Genomic DNA, 13,686 nt, shown 5'->3' on the forward strand with positions numbered 1-13,686 from the left:
CAGCCTCGCTTCGCTCGACAGCTCCTACAGGGGATTGCGGTTAGCTGTAGGAGCTGTCGAGCGAAGCGAGGCTGCGATCTTTTCAAGGGCAAAAGAAAACCCCCGACCCGCCAGAGGCAGATCGGGGGTTTCGAGCAAGCACCTTTCGGTGCTTGCTGGCTCAGCTTACTGGCAAGCTTCGCAATCCGGCTCGTCGATGGCGCAAGCCTTTGGCACTGGAGCAGGGCCGGCAGGAGCTGCCAGGACCGAGTCGTCACCGTGGTTGCCGCCGCTGGAAACAGCATTCAGCTTGCCGGTGTTGATGGTCGACTTTTCGGTGCTGGTCGCAGCCAGGGCACGGAGGTAGTAAGTGGTTTTCAGACCACGGTACCAGGCCATGCGGTAGGTCACGTCCAGCTTCTTGCCCGAAGCGCCGGCGATGTACAGGTTCAGCGACTGAGCCTGGTCGATCCACTTCTGACGACGGCTGGCGGCGTCGACGATCCACTTGGTGTCCACTTCGAAGGCAGTCGCGTAGAGCTCTTTGAGTTCTTGCGGGATGCGCTCGATCTGCTGCACCGAACCGTCGTAGTACTTCAGGTCGTTGATCATGACCGAGTCCCACAGGCCGCGAGCCTTCAGGTCGCGAACCAGATACGGGTTGATCACGGTGAATTCGCCCGACAGGTTCGATTTCACATACAGGTTCTGGTAGGTCGGTTCGATCGACTGCGATACGCCGGTGATGTTGGCGATGGTCGCGGTCGGTGCGATGGCCATGATGTTCGAGTTACGGATGCCTTTCTGTACACGGGCGCGAACTGGAGCCCAGTCCAGGGATTCGTTCAGGTCGACATCGATGTACTTCTGGCCGCGGGCCTCGATCAGGATCTGTTGCGAATCCAGCGGCAGGATGCCCTTGGACCACAGCGAACCCTGGAAGGTGTCGTAGGCGCCGCGCTCGTCGGCCAGGTCGCAGGAAGCCTGGATCGCGTAGTAGCTGACCGCTTCCATCGACTTGTCGGCGAACTCGACGGCTGCATTGGAACCGTAAGGGATGTGCTGCAGGTACAAGGCGTCCTGGAAGCCCATGATGCCCAGGCCGACCGGACGGTGCTTGAAGTTGGAGTTCTTCGCTTGCGGCACCGAGTAGTAGTTGATGTCGATCACGTTATCGAGCATGCGCACGGCGGTGTTCACGGTGCGTTGCAGCTTGGCGGTGTCCAGCTTGCCGTCGACGATGTGGTTCGGCAGGTTGATCGAGCCCAGGTTGCAAACCGCGATCTCGTCCTTGTTGGTGTTCAAGGTGATCTCGGTGCACAGGTTCGAGCTGTGGACCACGCCTACGTGCTGCTGCGGACTGCGCAGGTTGCACGGGTCCTTGAAGGTCAGCCACGGGTGGCCGGTTTCAAACAGCATGGACAGCATTTTGCGCCACAGGTCTTTGGCCTGGATGGTCTTGAACAGCTTGACCTTGCCCGGGTACTCGGTCAGGGCTTCGTAGTACTCGTAGCGCTCTTCGAAGGCCTTGCCGGTCAGGTCGTGCAGGTCCGGTACTTCGGACGGCGAGAACAGGGTCCACTTGCCGTCATCGAAGACGCGCTTCATGAACAGGTCAGGGATCCAGTTGGCGGTGTTCATGTCGTGGGTACGACGACGGTCATCACCGGTGTTCTTGCGCAGCTCGATGAACTCTTCGATGTCCATGTGCCAGGTTTCCAGGTAGGCACACACAGCGCCTTTGCGCTTGCCACCCTGGTTAACGGCAACGGCGGTGTCGTTGACGACTTTCAGGAACGGTACGACGCCCTGGGACTTGCCGTTGGTGCCCTTGATGTACGAACCCAGCGCACGAACCGGGGTCCAGTCGTTGCCCAGGCCGCCAGCGAATTTCGAAAGCATGGCGTTGTCGTGGATCGCGTGGTAGATGCCCGACAGGTCATCCGGCACGGTGGTCAGGTAGCAGCTCGACAGCTGTGGACGCAGGGTGCCGGCGTTGAACAGGGTCGGGGTCGAAGCCATGTAATCGAAGGACGACAACAGGTTGTAGAACTCGATGGCACGGGCTTCGCGGTCTTTCTCTTCGATCGCCAGGCCCATGGCCACGCGCATGAAGAAGATCTGCGGCAGTTCGAAACGCACGCCATCCTTGTGGATGAAGTAACGGTCGTACAGGGTCTGCAGGCCCAGGTAGGTGAATTGCTGGTCGCGCTCGTGGTTGATCGCCTTGCCCAGTTTTTCCAGGTCGAAGGAGGCCAGCTCAGGGTTCAGCAGCTCGTATTCGATACCCTTGGCGATGTAGGCCGGCAGCGCCTTGGCGTACAGGTCGGCCATCTCGTGGTGAGTGGCGCTCTCGGCCACGCCGAGGAAGCCCAGGCCTTCGCCGCGCAAGGTGTCCATCAGCAGGCGCGCGGTCACGAACGAGTAGTTCGGCTCGCGTTCAACCAGGGTACGGGCAGTCATCACCAGGGCGGTGTTGACGTCGTTCAGGGCCACGCCGTCGTACAGGTTCTTCAGGGTTTCGCGCTGGATCAGGTCGCCGTCGACTTCTTCCAGGCCTTCGCACGCTTCGGTGACGATGGTGTTCAGGCGGCCCATGTCCAGTGGCGCCAGGCTGCCGTCGGCACGGGTGATGCGGATCGACGGGTGAGCGTTGACCGCCTCTTCTGCCGGTGCGTGGGCAGCGCGTTCTTTCGAACGACCGTCACGGTAGATCACGTAGTCGCGGGCCACTTTCTGCTCGCCGGCACGCATCAGGGCCAGTTCGACCTGGTCCTGGATTTCTTCGATGTGGATGGTGCCACCCGATGGCATGCGACGCTTGAAGGTCGCGGTGACCTGTTCGGTCAGGCGGGCAACGGTGTCGTGGATTCGCGACGAGGCAGCAGCGGTGCCGCCTTCAACTGCGAGGAACGCTTTGGTGATGGCGACGGTGATTTTGTCATCGGTGTAGGGAACGACAGTGCCGTTACGCTTGATCACACGCAACTGACCTGGCGCGGTGGCGGACAGATCCGAATTCGAATCAGCGGCCTGCGGCAAGGTGCCCTGCGGGTTCTCGCGAGTTGTGTCGGTTTGCATGGGGGGTGTCTCCACATTCTCTATGTTTGTTTGGGCACCTTCACGGTGCCCACCGTTCCGTCCTGAAGCACTACAACCGGCGAGGGCCGGGCATAACAACTTCGGGACAGATCAGGAAGGGGGCTATAGGGCGCCGCTTCCATGCCGAAGTCTTTGGTCTCACGCCATGGGCCTGAGACCGGGGTCCTTTGAGGTGACAGTTCTGGACTGCAACACCCGTACCGTTTTCACCACTGGGGCCGAAATACAGTAGCCATCCGCACGCGCGGTTTGGTCTTTCAAAAATACGTAGGGTTCAACCGGACAGAGGCAGTAAAAGCGCTTGAAATTGGTGTCTGGTTTGTGTTTGGTTTTTTGCGCAAAACCCTACATCTAGGGGTTTTTTAGCGCCGGGGTACAAGATAATGCGTTTTAGGGGGGGATTGCAACGTACTACCTGTGGATAAACCTGTGCGTAAATTGTGTGTGAAAGAGGTAATCGGCGTGTAGGCCGCGACGCTGCTGGACCGGACCTTTTTTCAGCGATTTTCAACCATCGAAAACGCCCGGGCGGATTTTTAAGGGCGCGAACCCTATCACAAAAAAGCGTGTTGTCCGAACGCATTTACCCGCTTGTGTTCTCGACGGGCGGCGTTTATACAATCGGCCCAGCGTGTATACATATTTATCCCCCCGAATCATTACAAAAAGACGGGCGGATCCTTCCTTATTAGTGTTTTTGGCAAGCAGAGGTCACCCGTGGAGCAAGAAGCCTGGCAGGTATTGATTGTGGAGGACGACCAGCGACTGGCCGAACTGACCCGCGATTACCTGGAAGCCAATGGCCTGCGTGTATCGATCGAAGGCAATGGTGCGCTTGCTGCCAATCGCATCATCAAGGAACAACCGGACCTGGTGATCCTCGACCTGATGCTCCCCGGTGAAGATGGCCTGAGCATTTGTCGCAAGGTCCGCGCCCGCTATGACGGCCCGATCCTGATGCTTACTGCCCGCACCGATGACACTGACCAGATTCTCGGCCTGGACCTGGGGGCTGACGATTACGTCTGCAAACCGGTACGCCCGCGTTTGCTGCTGGCGCGTATCCAGGCTTTGCTGCGTCGCAGTGAGACGCCCGAAGTCGCCCCGGAAAAACAGCGGCGTCTACAGTTCGGTCCGTTGATCGTCGACAACGCCTTGCGCGAAGCCTGGTTGCAGGGCAACGGCATCGAGTTGACCAGCGCCGAATTCGACCTGCTCTGGCTATTGGTGGCCAATGCCGGGCGCATCCTCTCCCGGGAAGAGATCTTCACCGCGCTGCGGGGCATCGGCTATGACGGTCAGGACCGCTCCATCGATGTGCGCATCTCGCGCATCCGCCCGAAGATCGGCGATGATCCGGAGCATCCACGGCTGATCAAGACCGTGCGCAGCAAAGGCTATCTGTTCGTTCCCGAGGCTTGCGTAGACCCGTCCCTGTGAACTCGATCTTCCTGCGTATCTATGGCGGCATGTGCGCCGCGCTGATTCTGGTGGCGGTGCTCGGTGTGCTGGCGTTGCACCTGCTCAATGAGGTGCGCAGCGAGCAATACCGCGAACGCCTGGCCCACGGCACGTTCTCGCTGATGGCCGATAATCTGCAACCGATGAACCAGACCGAGCGCCACCGGGCCTTGCTGGTGTGGGAGCGGCTGCTGGGGATTCCGCTGGCGCTGAAAACCTTTGCCGAGACCGACCTCGACCTGACCCAGCGCACCCGTGTGTTGCGCGGCCAGGCTTTGGTGGAACAGACCGGACCGCACGCGGCGAAGGTCTACAAGCTGCTCAGCGACAAGGAGCAGTTGATGCTCACCGGGGAAGTGCAGCAGATCAGTGAGCAACTGGCCCGGGCGACCATCTACCTGTTGACCGATGAACTGGTGCGCACCCCGGTTGCCGACCAGCCCTTGCGCCTGGCGCAATTGAAGGAAAGCAAGGGTTTCGGCTTCGACCTGCGTCTGGTCACGGTCGACGAGGCAGACATGGATGAAGACCAGAGCCGCCGGGTATCCGAAGGTGACACCGTGATGGCGCTGGGCAAGGGGGGGGATTCGATCAGGGTGTTTGCCGGCATGGTGGGCACACCGTGGGTCCTGGAAATCGGCCCTTTGTATCAGATGAATCCCTATCCGCCGGAGTGGCTGGTGCTGATCGCCGCTCTGGGCCTGACGCTGATCGGTTTGATCGTCTATCTGTTGGTGCGCCAGCTCGAGCGACGTTTGCGTGGCCTGGAAGCCGCCGCCACGCGTATCGCCAAGGGCAGCCTGGAAACCCGTGTGCCGGCGCGCGGTGCGGACTCGGTGGGACGGCTGGCCTCGGCGTTCAATGGCATGGCCGAACACTTGCAGCAGTTGCTGGCGATCCAGCGCGAACTGGTGCGCGCGGTGTCCCACGAATTGCGCACACCGGTGGCGCGCCTGCGCTTTGGCCTGGAGATGATCGGTTCGGCCACCACGCCGCAAGCCCTGGAAAAATACTGCCAGGGCATGGACCACGACATCGAGGATCTCGACCGGCTGGTGGACGAGATGCTGACCTACGCGCGGTTGGAGCAGGGCTCGCCGGCGCTGAACTTTCAGCGGATCGATCTGGATGCCTTGGTCGATCAGGTGATCGAAGAGCTGGCGCCGTTGCGCGCCGACGTTACTGTGCAACGCGGGTTGTGCCTGTCGGCCGCCGACAACGACGACGCCTGGGTCGAGGCTGAACCGCGCTATCTGCATCGGGCGATCCAGAACCTGGTGACCAATGCCATGCGCCATGCGCAATCACGGGTGACCATCAGCTATCAGGTAGGGCAGCAGCGATGCCGGGTGGATATCGAGGATGACGGACCGGGTGTGCCGGAGTCGGCGTGGGAGAAGATCTTCACGCCGTTCCTGCGTCTGGACGACAGCCGCACCCGTGCGTCGGGCGGGCATGGACTGGGGTTGTCGATCGTGCGGCGCATCATCCATTGGCACGACGGGCGCGCGTTGATCGGCAAGAGCAAGAGCCTGGGCGGGGCATGTTTCAGCCTGAGCTGGCCGCGCAATCAGGAGAAGCGTTGAGATTTCCGGCGAATGTTCAACCGCTTTCGCGAGCAAGCCCGCTCCCACAGTTGACTTGTATACGACACAAAACCTGTGGGAGCGGGCTTGCCCGCGAAGGGGGCATACCAAGCACCGAAAATCGTCAGGCCCTGATACTGACCAGACTCAACAACTGCCCGTCCTTGACCCCGAACTGCGCATCCAGCTCGGTGCCATTGCGCCATTCGCTGGACAGATCAGTGAGCAATCGCAGCCGAACCTCGCCCGACTCACGCCACTCCAGCACTTCGGCATGTTCGAAGTAAAAGCGTTGCTGAACGATCGGATAGAGCGCCTTGAACAGGCTTTCCTTGACCGAGAAAGTCAGGGTGACCAGCAACGCCCGTCGATCGTGATCAGCGGCCGCCATGCGCTGTAGCTCCGGCGGATTGAGGATTTCCCCGGCCAGGCGTTCGGCCCGTTCGGCATTGAGCAGGTTTTCCAGGTCCATGCCCAGGCCGCGCCAATGGTCTTTGTTCGCCACGATCGCCGCGGCCCGGCCAGTGCTGTGGGTGATCGAGCCTGTGATATGAGCAGGCCAGACCGGTGCCCGGTCCTCACCGATGGCGGGAATGAAGCTCAAGCCTTCCAGTCGCTGCAACGCGGCCCGGGCGCACACTCGCCCGGCGAGAAACTCCGCCTGCCGTTTGGCCACCGAGCGCTGGATACTCGCCGGTGCTTCGACAGCACTGCGCTGAAAGTCATCGCTGGCCAGTCGGGTGCTATCGAAATGAGTGCTCAGCAGGACCGTATCGGGCAGCAGGAACGGCAGCGGCCAATGGTCATCGAGGGGCGTGCAGCAGAAGGGCAGGGCGGGGGCTGGATTCATATAAGGCATTTTGCCGGGTTGGCTTGAGGCTGGGTAGTGCAAAGCTTCTGATCGGTGGTGCGGCCTTCGCGAGCAGGCTCGCTCACACAGTGGATCTGTGTCGCTTGCACAATTCCTGTGGGAGCGAGCCTGCTCGCGAAGCGGTCTACCGGCTCAGTTGAAAATCTTCTTGAAAAACGCCTGCATGTCCGCCCACGACTTTTCATCCGCGGCCTTGTTGTAGCCAATGTCCGGCCCGCCATGATCGCCATGGCCCAGTCGATCGGCATCCGGGTTGGTGAAGCCGTGCCTGGCGCCGTCGAGGCTGACGAATTGGTAGTCGGCGCCGGCCTTGTCCATCTCGCTCTTGAACGCCGTGATGTTCTCCGGGGTGACGATGCTGTCCAACGCCCCGTGTTCCACCAGTATTTTCGCTTTGACACTGCCCGGCGTTGCCGGCGTATTGGTTGCCAGCGCGCCATGGAAACTCACCACGCCTGCCAATGGCACGCTCTGTCTGGCGGCATTGAGCACCACGCCACCACCGAAGCAGTAGCCGATGGCGGCAATTTTATTCGGGTCGGTTTGCGGCTGTTTCTTCAGCAGGTCGAGCCCGGCCTGAAACCTCGCGCTCGATACGGCACTGTCTTTCGCCACCGCCTGCATGAAGGCAATGGCGTCCTTGGGGTGCTCGGTATTTTTGCCGTCGCCGTACATGTCGATGGCCAGGGCGCTGTAGCCCAGGCCGGCGAGATCGCGGGCGCGACGCTTGGCGTAGTCGTTCAGGCCCCAGAACTCATGCACCACCACGACCCCGGGGCGCGGGCCTTTGATGGCATCGTCATAAGCGTAATAGCCGATCATTTTCGTGCCGTCGGCACTTTGGTAGGGGATTTCCCGGGTCTGGATGGCGGCCTGGCTGAGCCCGCTCAGGGCCAGCAGGAGGACAGCGAGGAACAGGCGCATGGTCGGAACTCCTGTTGAAACGTGTCGAAACATTCGGAAGGGGGCTGTTCAGCCCAGGTTCAGAGTGCGTTCAGGGGGAGTTCAGGGCGCGGTGCGTAACCTTGCTCCGTACCCAAAAAACAAACGGCACATGAGGAAACTCCCCAATGACTGGATTCAAAAAACTGCTTCTGGCATTCACGGTTCTGGGCGCAAGCACAGCGGCTTTGGCGTCCGACGACAACTTTGCCAGCCTTACTCTTGGACAGACCAGCGACAAGGTCAAAAAATCCCACGCACTGAACGACAATCTCAATCATCCGAACGCCGATGGAGTGATCGGAAAGGACACCACCTGGGGCGTTCGTCTCGGCCAGCAAAACACCAAGGGTCGCTACTACGCCACTTACGACAATGTGTCGGGCTCCCACAACGGCATTAAACTGCGTCAGGAAAATCTCCTGGGCAGCTACGATCTGTTCTACCCGGTGGGCGGCAGCACCAGGCTGTTCGGTGGTGCCACGGCCGGCCTGACCAAAATGACTCAGGAGTCGCCAGGCTTCAGCCGCGACAGCGATATCGGCTACGCCATCGGTGGCCAGATGGGTGTACTGCAACAGGTTTCGCAGAACACCTCGGTTGAACTGGGGTACCGTTATCTGCGCAGCAACGCTAGCACCGAGATGAGTGAGCGCGGCGGCAGCAAGCAGGGTTCGCTGGACCTGACCAGCAGCGCCCAGACCTACCTGTCCGCCAACTACGCTTTCTGACAAGCGTTTCGTGAACGGCCCGCGCCGGATCAGTCCGAGTGACTGATCCGGCGTTGCCATGTTAGCTATTGAGGTGCGACGTTGCGCCTCTGGAGATGTTGATTTGCCCGGGAGAGCAATATGAAATTGCTGGTCGTCGAAGATGAAGCGCTACTGCGTCATCACCTGCAAACCCGCCTGACGGAGAGCGGCCACGTGGTCGAGTCCGTGGCCAACGCCGAGGAGGCGCTGTACCAGACGGGACAGTTCAACTTTGACCTGGCGGTGATCGACCTCGGTTTGCCGGGCATGAGCGGGCTCGATCTGATCCGTCAGTTGCGCTCAAGCGGCAAGAGCTTCCCGATCCTGATCCTCACCGCGCGCGGCAACTGGCAGGACAAGGTCGAAGGCCTGGCCGCCGGCGCCGATGATTACCTGGTCAAGCCGTTTCAGTTCGAAGAGCTGGAGGCCCGCCTGAATGCCTTGCTGCGTCGCTCCAGCGGTTTCACCCAGTCGACCATCGTCGCTGGCCCGCTACTGCTGGATCTGAACCGCAAGCAGGCGTCCCTCGATGAACAGCCGCTGGCACTGACCGCGTATGAGTACCGCATTCTCGAATACCTGATGCGCCATCATCAGCAAGTGGTGCCCAAGGATCGCTTGATGGAACAGCTCTACCCGGATGACGACGAGCGCGATCCGAATGTGATCGAGGTGCTGGTCGGTCGTCTGCGCCGCAAACTGGAGGGGGCGGGCGGGTTCAAGCCGATCGACACCGTGCGCGGCCTGGGTTACCTGTTCAACGAGCGTTGCACTTGATCCGTTCGCTGCGCATACGCTTGATGCTCGCCGCCACGCTGTTGGCGGTGTTGTTCATGCTGGCGTTGCTGCCGGCCATGCAGGGTGCCTTCAGCCTGGCGCTGCAGGACTCCATCGAGCAGCGCCTGGCATCCGACGTTACAACGCTGATCTCCGCCGCCAGGGTGGAGAACAACAGCCTGCAGATGCCGGCGCAATTGCCCGACGAGCGCTTCAACCTCACCGACAGCCGATTGCTCGGCTACATCTATGACCGTGAAGGGCATCTGGTCTGGCGTTCGAAGGCGACCCAGGAAGAACGCATCAACTACAAGCCGCGCTACGACGGACGTGGCAGCGAATTTGCCCGGATCCGCGAAGCCAATGGCCAGGAGTTCTTCGTCTACGACGTCGAGGTCAAGTTGCTCGGCGGCAAAAGTGCAGCCTTCAGCATAGTGGCGTTGCAGCCGGTTCGCGAGTACGAGCTGACCCTCGAAGGCCTGCGGGAAAATCTCTATCTGGGTTTTGGCGCGGCACTGCTGGTGCTGCTGGCGTTGCTGTGGATCGGTCTGACCTGGGGCTTGCAGGCATTGCGGCGCTTGAGCCAGGAACTGGACCAGATCGAGGGTGGCACCCGCGAAAGCCTCAGTGAGGAACACCCCCGGGAATTGCTGCGCCTGACCGGTTCCCTCAACCGTTTGCTGCACAGCGAGCGTGAGCAGCGCAGTCGCTACCGTGATTCCCTCGACGACCTGGCCCATAGCCTGAAAACGCCGCTGGCGGTGTTGCAAGGCGTCAGTGAGGACCTGGCCCAGCGTCCCGAGGATCGCGATCAGGCCTGGGTGCTGCAAACCCAGATCGAACGCATGAGCCAGCAGATCAGCTACCAGTTACAGCGCGCCAGCCTGCGCAAAAGCGGCCTGGTACGTCATCAGGTGCACTTGCGGCCGGTACTGAAAAGCCTGTGCGACACGCTGGACAAGGTCTATCGCGACAAGCGCGTGCACGTCGCGTTCGACCTGCCCGACCCGTGCTACGTACCGATCGAGCAGGGCGCTCTGCTGGAGATGATGGGCAATCTGCTGGAAAACGCCTATCGCCTTTGCCTGGGCGAAATACGCATCAGCGTGCGTGAAACCCTCAGCGGCACCGAGTTGTGTGTCGAGGATGACGGCCCTGGCGTACCACAGGATCAGCGCGCACGGATTCTCGAGCGCGGAGAGCGCCTGGACCGCCAGCACCCGGGGCAGGGCATCGGCCTGGCGGTGGTCAAGGACATCATCGAAAGCTACAGCGCCAAGCTGACCCTTGGGGACTCACCGATGGGCGGGGCGGCGTTCAGGATTTACTTTCCGGTGGTTTGACCGGGAGTTTGATAGTGCATCTACTGGCCCATTCGCGAGCAAGCCCGCTCCCACATTCGATCGAGTTCCCTCTGACGGAACGGGGTCAAATGTGGGAGCGGGCTTGCCCGCGAAGAGGCCAGTGAATACAGCAAAAAATCGGCCTTGAAATTTAGTGCTCCTGCGCCCGATAGGCCCCCGGTGTCAGCCCGGTCCACTTCTTGAACGCCCGGTGAAACGCCGACGGCTCGGAAAACCCCAGCTGCTCGGCGATCTGTTGCAACGACAGGTCGGCGCGGCTCAGGTGATAAATCGCGATGTCCCGGCGCAATTGGTCCTTCAACTCCTGAAAGCTCGAACCCTCTTCCCGCAAATGCCGGCGCAAGGTCTGCGGGCTAATGTGCAGGTGGGCGGCCACGGCTTCCAGGTCGGGCCAGTGTGAACTGTCACGACTGAGCAAGCGCCGCAGGCGGCTGCTCAAACTGTCGCCATCGTCCGGGCGCGAGAGCAGGTCGGCGGGGGAGCGTTCAAGGAAATGCTTGAGGGTGCGTTCGTCCTGCAACAGCGGCATGGCCAGGTAACGGCTGTGGAACAACAGGCTGCTCTGGGGCCTGGAAAACTCAAGCGGGCAGGAAAACAGCAGGTCGTACTCGGCGCCGTGTTCGGGCCTTGGGTAGCTGAACGTGGCCTGCTCCAGGCGAATGCGCTGGCCGATCAGCCAGCTGCCGAAACGGTGCCAGATCACCAGCAGGCTTTCGCTGAGGAAATGATCCGGGTCCCAGAGTCGCGAGTCGTCCAGGCTCAAGCGCACCCATTCATCTTCTCGGCTCAGGGTCAAACGCGGAGCCCCGGGGAATAGGCTATAAAACAATAAGCCGCGATGCAGTGCCTTTTCCAGATTGCGGCAATGAATCACGGCATGGCACATCATCGCGAAGCTACCCGGCCTGCTTGGGGCTTGCCCGAACCCCAGGTACTCGTCGTCCAGCGCCAGCCATAGCGCCTGGATCAGTTGGGTGAACTGCTCCGGAGCGATGCGTGCCCGGGGCTCGTCCAGCAACTCGGGGCTGATGCCCAATTGCTGGAGCAGGCCCGAATAGTCGTAGCCATGCCGACGCGCGCCACCCAGGGCGGCGCGGGCGAAATGACTGGCAATGGTGCGTTCGCGCATGGCAGCAGATCTGACCGTTGATCGACGGATGGTAGCTGCGCACTGCGGGCATGAACAGGGCGGATATCCGCCAAATTGCAGGGCGACTATTAGTGGAAGGGCGGAAACCCGCCACATGCTTGTAACCGTTCGGTGACAGGGAATTGGCTGCAACCCCTGATATCAAAAGGCTTGCAGGGATTTTACGGAAGGTGGCACGGGCCTTGCGATACAGCGTGCAGAGGCCTGCCGTTGCGCAGCTCGAAAAAACAAATCCCTCCAGTGCAGGAGGGTTCGCAATTGCGGTGTAGCGGGCAACAGATGGATGTTGACACCGGGCACCCTTGAGGAACTTTGCAATGACGACTCGTCAGCCACTGTACAAATCCCTGTATTTCCAGGTGATCGTTGCAATTGTCATCGGTATCGCACTCGGTCACTTCTACCCACAGCTCGGTGTGGCCGTTAAGCCACTGGGTGACGGGTTCATCAAGCTGATCAAAATGATCATCGCCCCGATCATCTTCTGTACCGTTGTCAGCGGTATCGCCGGTATGCAGGACATGAAGTCGGTCGGCAAGACCGGTGGCTACGCGCTGCTGTACTTCGAGATCGTTTCGACCATCGCACTGCTGGTCGGTCTGGTCGTGGTCAACATCGTGCAGCCGGGCAATGGCATGCACATCGACGTCGCCACCCTCGATGCCTCCAAGATTGCCACTTATGTTGCAGCTGGTGCGGACCAAAGCGTCGTCGGCTTCCTGCTGAACGTGATCCCGGCCACCATCGTCGGCGCCTTCGCCACCGGCGACATCCTGCAAGTGCTGATGTTCTCGGTGATCTTCGGTTTCGCCCTGCATCGCCTGGGTGCCTACGGCAAGCCGATCCTCGACTTCATCGATCGCTTCGCCCACGTGATGTTCAACATCATCAACATGATCATGAAGCTCGCGCCAATCGGTGCCTTCGGTGCCATGGCATTCACCATCGGTGCCTACGGTGTCGGCTCGCTGGTGCAACTGGGTCAGTTGATGGCGTGCTTCTACATCACCTGCCTGCTGTTCATCCTGATCGTGCTGGGCGGCATTGCCCGCATGCACGGCTTCAGCGTTTTGAAGATGATCCGCTACATCCGTGAGGAACTGCTGATCGTGCTGGGTACTTCTTCTTCGGAATCGGTACTGCCACGGATGCTGATCAAGATGGAGCGTCTGGGTGCGCAGAAATCCGTCGTGGGTCTGGTGATCCCGACCGGTTACTCGTTCAACCTCGACGGTACCGCCATCTACCTGACCATGGCCGCGGTGTTCATTGCCCAGGCAACCGACACCCACATGGACATCACGCACCAGATCACCCTGCTGGTGGTATTGCTGCTGTCGTCCAAGGGCGCTGCGGGCGTGACCGGTAGCGGTTTCATCGTACTGGCTGCGACCCTGTCCGCCGTTGGCCACCTGCCGGTTGCCGGCCTGGCGCTGATCCTTGGCATCGACCGTTTCATGTCCGAAGCACGCGCCCTGACCAACCTGATCGGCAACGCCGTTGCCACTGTCGTTGTGGCCAAGTGGGTCAAGGAACTGGACACCGACGTGCTGCAAGCCGAACTGGCTTCGGGCGGTCGCGGCATTGCCGACGAGCCTAAAGACGATGTTCTGGGCCACGTCGAAGAGGTAGCCCCGGCTAACGCCAAGTAAGCCTTGTCCTGATGAAAAACCCGCTTCGGCGGGTTTTTTCATGCCCGGCG

At 60.7% G+C, this 13,686-nt stretch carries 10 protein-coding genes; 6 read left to right on the plus strand and 4 right to left on the minus strand.

Annotation, left to right across the window (positions count from 1 at the left end; translation table 11 throughout):
- Positions 1-165: 165 nt before the first annotated feature.
- Positions 166-3,060 (minus strand): ribonucleoside-diphosphate reductase subunit alpha, encoded by a 2,895-nt coding sequence (locus AC07W4_RS22160; protein ID WP_495033991.1) that lies wholly within the window; start codon positions 3,058-3,060, stop codon positions 166-168.
- A 738-nt stretch (positions 3,061-3,798) separates the two neighbouring features.
- Between AC07W4_RS22160 and AC07W4_RS22165 the strand changes: the two genes are divergently transcribed.
- Positions 3,799-4,521 carry a response regulator gene (locus AC07W4_RS22165; RefSeq protein ID WP_008051517.1) on the plus strand — a complete coding sequence of 241 codons (723 nt, stop codon included), beginning with the start codon at positions 3,799-3,801 and terminating at the stop codon, positions 4,519-4,521.
- Positions 4,518-6,128, plus strand: coding sequence for an ATP-binding protein (locus tag AC07W4_RS22170; RefSeq protein ID WP_008051515.1), 1,611 nt, complete (start codon positions 4,518-4,520; stop codon positions 6,126-6,128). The genes AC07W4_RS22165 and AC07W4_RS22170 overlap by 4 nt, the downstream gene beginning before the upstream one ends.
- Positions 6,129-6,252: 124 nt before the next feature.
- Here AC07W4_RS22170 and AC07W4_RS22175 read toward each other — a convergent pair whose 3' ends face one another.
- Both AC07W4_RS22175 and AC07W4_RS22180 read right to left on the minus strand, forming a co-directional pair.
- Positions 6,253-6,978 (minus strand): 4'-phosphopantetheinyl transferase family protein, encoded by a 726-nt coding sequence (locus AC07W4_RS22175; RefSeq protein ID WP_495033992.1) that lies wholly within the window; start codon positions 6,976-6,978, stop codon positions 6,253-6,255.
- A gap of 153 nt (positions 6,979-7,131) precedes the next feature.
- Positions 7,132-7,923, minus strand: a complete 792-nt coding sequence (locus tag AC07W4_RS22180; RefSeq protein WP_495033993.1) for a dienelactone hydrolase family protein — start codon at positions 7,921-7,923, stop codon at positions 7,132-7,134.
- Positions 7,924-8,069: 146 nt separating this feature from the next.
- Here AC07W4_RS22180 and AC07W4_RS22185 point away from each other — a divergent pair, with 146 nt between their 5' ends.
- The 3 genes from AC07W4_RS22185 to AC07W4_RS22195 all read left to right on the plus strand — a co-directional run bounded on the left by AC07W4_RS22185 (position 8,070) and on the right by AC07W4_RS22195 (position 10,813).
- Positions 8,070-8,672, plus strand: a complete 603-nt coding sequence (locus AC07W4_RS22185) for a hypothetical protein (RefSeq protein ID WP_008051512.1) — start codon at positions 8,070-8,072, stop codon at positions 8,670-8,672.
- Positions 8,673-8,792: 120 nt separating this feature from the next.
- Positions 8,793-9,470, plus strand: coding sequence for a response regulator (locus AC07W4_RS22190; RefSeq protein ID WP_495033994.1), 678 nt, complete (start codon positions 8,793-8,795; stop codon positions 9,468-9,470).
- Entirely contained in the window at positions 9,467-10,813 is a 1,347-nt protein-coding gene (locus tag AC07W4_RS22195; RefSeq protein ID WP_495033995.1) for an ATP-binding protein, read from the plus strand. The genes AC07W4_RS22190 and AC07W4_RS22195 overlap by 4 nt, the downstream gene beginning before the upstream one ends.
- A gap of 151 nt (positions 10,814-10,964) precedes the next feature.
- Here the strand turns inward: AC07W4_RS22195 and AC07W4_RS22200 are convergent, their stop codons facing one another.
- The gene (locus AC07W4_RS22200; protein ID WP_495033996.1) at positions 10,965-11,963 is read right to left on the minus strand and encodes an AraC family transcriptional regulator; all 999 of its coding nucleotides are present in this window, start codon (positions 11,961-11,963) and stop codon (positions 10,965-10,967) included.
- Between the two features lie 338 nt (positions 11,964-12,301).
- On the opposite strand from AC07W4_RS22200, the gene AC07W4_RS22205 reads away from it, so the two are divergent.
- The gene (locus tag AC07W4_RS22205) at positions 12,302-13,636 is read left to right on the plus strand and encodes a dicarboxylate/amino acid:cation symporter (RefSeq protein WP_495033997.1); all 1,335 of its coding nucleotides are present in this window, start codon (positions 12,302-12,304) and stop codon (positions 13,634-13,636) included.
- Positions 13,637-13,686 lie beyond the last annotated feature (50 nt).

This window comes from Pseudomonas sp. GW821-FHT02A08, assembly GCF_059422045.1.